This window comes from Schlesneria sp. (assembly GCF_036405755.1).
Lineage (GTDB): Bacteria > Planctomycetota > Planctomycetia > Planctomycetales > Planctomycetaceae > Schlesneria > Schlesneria sphaerica.
Window position 1 is genome coordinate 1 of the sequence record NZ_DASWWZ010000575.1, and the last position, 3,295, is coordinate 3,295.

At 57.1% G+C, this 3,295-nt stretch carries 4 protein-coding genes; 2 read left to right on the forward strand and 2 right to left on the reverse strand.

Translation table 11 applies throughout. The features are described 5' to 3' along the window. Both VGE80_RS19185 and VGE80_RS19190 read left to right on the forward strand, forming a co-directional pair. Positions 1–342, forward strand: a 342-nt coding sequence (locus tag VGE80_RS19185) for a hypothetical protein (protein ID WP_440593778.1), incomplete at its 5' end; no start/stop codon positions are given. Positions 343–390: 48 nt separating this feature from the next. Continuing rightward, positions 391–870, forward strand: coding sequence for a response regulator (locus VGE80_RS19190; protein WP_373651599.1), 480 nt, complete (start codon positions 391–393; stop codon positions 868–870). Between the two features lie 219 nt (positions 871–1,089). Here the strand turns inward: VGE80_RS19190 and VGE80_RS19195 are convergent, their stop codons facing one another. Together VGE80_RS19195 and VGE80_RS19200 are read right to left on the reverse strand one after the other, a co-directional pair. Continuing rightward, complete coding sequence (locus VGE80_RS19195) at positions 1,090–2,448, reverse strand: carboxymuconolactone decarboxylase family protein (RefSeq protein WP_440593779.1); 1,359 nt, start codon at positions 2,446–2,448, stop codon at positions 1,090–1,092. Between the two features lie 208 nt (positions 2,449–2,656). After that, positions 2,657–3,295, reverse strand: a 639-nt coding sequence (locus tag VGE80_RS19200; RefSeq protein WP_440593780.1) for a DUF1559 family PulG-like putative transporter, incomplete at its 5' end; no start/stop codon positions are given.

Sequence of the window (3,295 nt, forward strand, 5' to 3'; positions counted from 1 at the left end):
ATCTGTGCCATGCTCGTCGCGCTGGGGGGATTGATTCCCTGGTTGTCTGCGGGGAATCTGCTGTTTGCGGTTTTGATGTTGGTTGCCTGTGGTTCCCTGGGGCTGTTCCCGTGTTACTATACCTTCAGCCAGGAACTGTCGACGCGGCATCAGGGGAAAGTCACGGGACTACTGGGGACGATTGCCTGGTGCACGTCTTCGCCACTTCATCCACTGTTCGGACACATTGTTGACCAGACGAAGTCTTATGATTCGGGAATGGCCCTGGTTTGCGGTCTGCCCGTGCTTGCTTTTCTAGCCTTGATCACGCTTTGGCCCGCAAAAGAAGCAGAGATTCCGTAGTATCAGTTGGTAGCGTGATTCACGACGTGACCTGTGCGAGGACTCAACATGTCCCCTGAAACCGTTGGCCGACCGATGGAAATTCTGTTGGTCGAAGATAGTTTAATGTTCGCGCGGATTGCGATTGGTGCGTTGAAGAACGGGCGAATTCTGCATCGATTGACGTGGCTCAGTGACGGCAGTGAAGCATTGCAGTTTCTAAAACGGGAAGGCAAGTATGCAGCCGCTCCGCGTCCGGACCTGTTGCTGCTGGACTTGAAGCTCCCTGGGATTGATGGTGTCGAACTGCTGGCCCGGGTGAGAAGTGACGAAGATCTCAAGTCGCTTCCCGTGGTTGTAATGACGGCGGACGGTGAGCAGGCTCAACTGGGCGAACTGTCCGTTGAGGCATTCCTGACCAAGCCGATGGACCTGGCCAAGTTCATCGAAATTGTTCAGAAGCTGTCGAGTTTCTGGCAGGCGGATATGGTCTTGCCCTCCACAGACCATCACGAACTGACCTCTCGCACGCCGCTTCAGGGCCGGTAACTGGATTCGCAGAAGAATAGGCTGCTGGTGAGGACGAATCGACTCGCACACCCGATGCAGCGCCCGGTGCACCATGGTTTGCTCAGCCAGCAATCAGACCACTGAAGATTCGCCGGGATGTCTCCGACAAACAGCTCGATCTGGAACTGCCCGCTCCGGTCCAGTGCCGTCGGGAGCACTGAATGCCGGAGCAGCAGCTCTATCCATTCGGGCCGCAGATCAGTTTTCAAGCTGAAGCCCTGCCGCTTCGGTAATTCTGTCAAATAACGAGCGACTGGTCGTGAAGTGGATCGACTGAACAACATCGCGGGGACCGGCCAGTTCGACAGCATTCGCGACATCGGCATCGGTCAGAATGACGGGAGAAGCCGCCAGCTTTCGAGCGACGGTAAACAGCGATTGATCGCGAGGAGAGAATTCATGCCAGTCTCCATCCAGGGCATAGATCTGCTCGTCAGTCTGACCGGCATCCCGAAGTCGCTTGTAAGCATGTCCCACGGCGTACCACGCCCCATCCTGACGCGCGACAATCCATGCCAGTTGCCCTTTCAGCAAAGGAGAGAGATCGCTTTTCTCATCGGCAAGGCGGATGGTGTTCAAGTGACGTGTCCCTTCGCGAGGGAAGTTCGCCAGGAGGCGTACCCACTGGGGCAGCGGCCCCTCGGGCGCGGCACCGGCACAATTGGTTCGTGCCTGATTCTCTTCGACAAGGGGCAGTCGCGCCGTACGACTTCGGGCCTGAGTGAGGGCGCGTTCGACGTCCGTCCGGGATTCCAGAGCGGGACGGCGACTGATGGTGTCTCGAGTGGGGACACCTGTCGCGGTATCAAAGATGATCGGAGCGACGTTGCTGATCAGTTTCTCAAACGACGTACTGGTGGGAGTGAGATAGGTTCCACGGGGAAGCGAGAGGTCGTCGGTGTTTCGGGAGTAGCCTCCTTCGTCCTTTCTCTGCGGGACCGCAACGGCTTCTTTCCAGCGGTTACTGACATTGTTCCCGGAGACCGAGATCACCATCTCAAGGATCTGTAAATCCGTGTAAAAGCGGCGAAGCGACTGAATGTCGGCGTCGCCAATGGCATACGGTTGAAACGAGAGCTTTCGAGCGAAAGCAAACGCGGCTTGCTCGGCAGGAGTATGCCTGGACCAGTCACCGTCGAGTGCAGCGATCTGGTCTTCCGTAAGTCCCGCATTAAGCAGCTTCGATTCCTGATGGCCAATACAGTACTGACAATTGTTGGCGCGAGAGACAATCCAGAACAATTGAGTTTTGAAGGCATAACTCAACGTCATGCCGGGTTCCTGTTCAACGTTGGGGCCGGAAGGTCGTGGAGTGCGGCGCGTTTCGACCCAGGGGGTGTAACGATGCCGAATGACCGTTTCGTAGTCGTCGGCGCGGTCTCCCAAGGCCCGTCGATCTGCATCCGTCAGTTCGGGCATCGGGATGCGCGGTTTACGAACTTTGACGTCTTCGATCAGCCGCTTCATTTCCGGCCGGGTCAAAGGGACGGGCCGCGGGGCCGTTTCCGGAGCCGCAGCAAGAAAGATTCCAAGAGAAATGATGGTCTGGTTCAGCATGGTCGTAACTCTTTCCAATCGAGATTGGATCTATGTGATGCCGGTCAGGAATGAGGGACGCGTCAGTCACCGAGCTTTCGACAACCGCAGCCTTGTCGTCCGTGTAGCGACAAGGCTCAGGGATGAAAGCAGCGATTTCGTTGGTGAGCGTGACAGAATCGCGGGGCTCGGTTGGAAAGCCTCGCGGGAAATGTTGGAGTGCTTACGGTTAGAACTCGCCAACGATCTCACCTTCCGCTCGAGTTCCGAGGGCTCGCCAGACGCTGATGGCGATATTCGACGACACGAAGCGGACGGATCCATCAGTCAGCATCGAGTGGACTCCTCCCGTATGCAGGCTATTTGCCGTTCCCGCCATGCGACTGGGAGGAAACCGGCAGGTACGATCGTTCGGCGGCAGGATATGCATATAGTAGGTGCCGTCGTTGTTGCTTTGCAGCCAGGGGACACCGACGTTGGAAACGCCCTGGAACGAGAGGTTCGTCACGTCGATTGCACGGCACTGTTCCATCGCTTCGTCGGCAGTCGCGGGATATGTCCCGGGACGAAAATCGTCCGTGGCAGGGGTGCTGACTCCATTGTTTCCATCCCCCAGTCGTTTCTCGGACATCATGACGGTGTTGCTGGCACCATCCGTGACGTCGCGGATCCCGAGACAGACATTCGTGATCATCACACCATTCTGCTGTGGCATGCCATAGTTGGTACTGCCGACAGTCGTACCAGGTGCACCGTTCAGGACGCCAGTGCCGATGTTCGTCCAGTAGTTGTTACGGCCGCCCGGAACCAGCGGCATGGTATCGATGTCAGAAGGACAACGGTAAGCGGGGATGGTCTGAGCGTAGAC

Excerpts from the sequence above, each read along its gene's own strand:
- VGE80_RS19190 (WP_373651599.1), top strand. The coding sequence starts at position 391 with ATGTCCCCTGAAACCGTTGGCCGACCGATGGAAATTCTGTTGGTCGAA.
- VGE80_RS19195 (WP_440593779.1), bottom strand. The coding sequence starts at position 2,448 with ATGCTGAACCAGACCATCATTTCTCTTGGAATCTTTCTTGCTGCGGCT.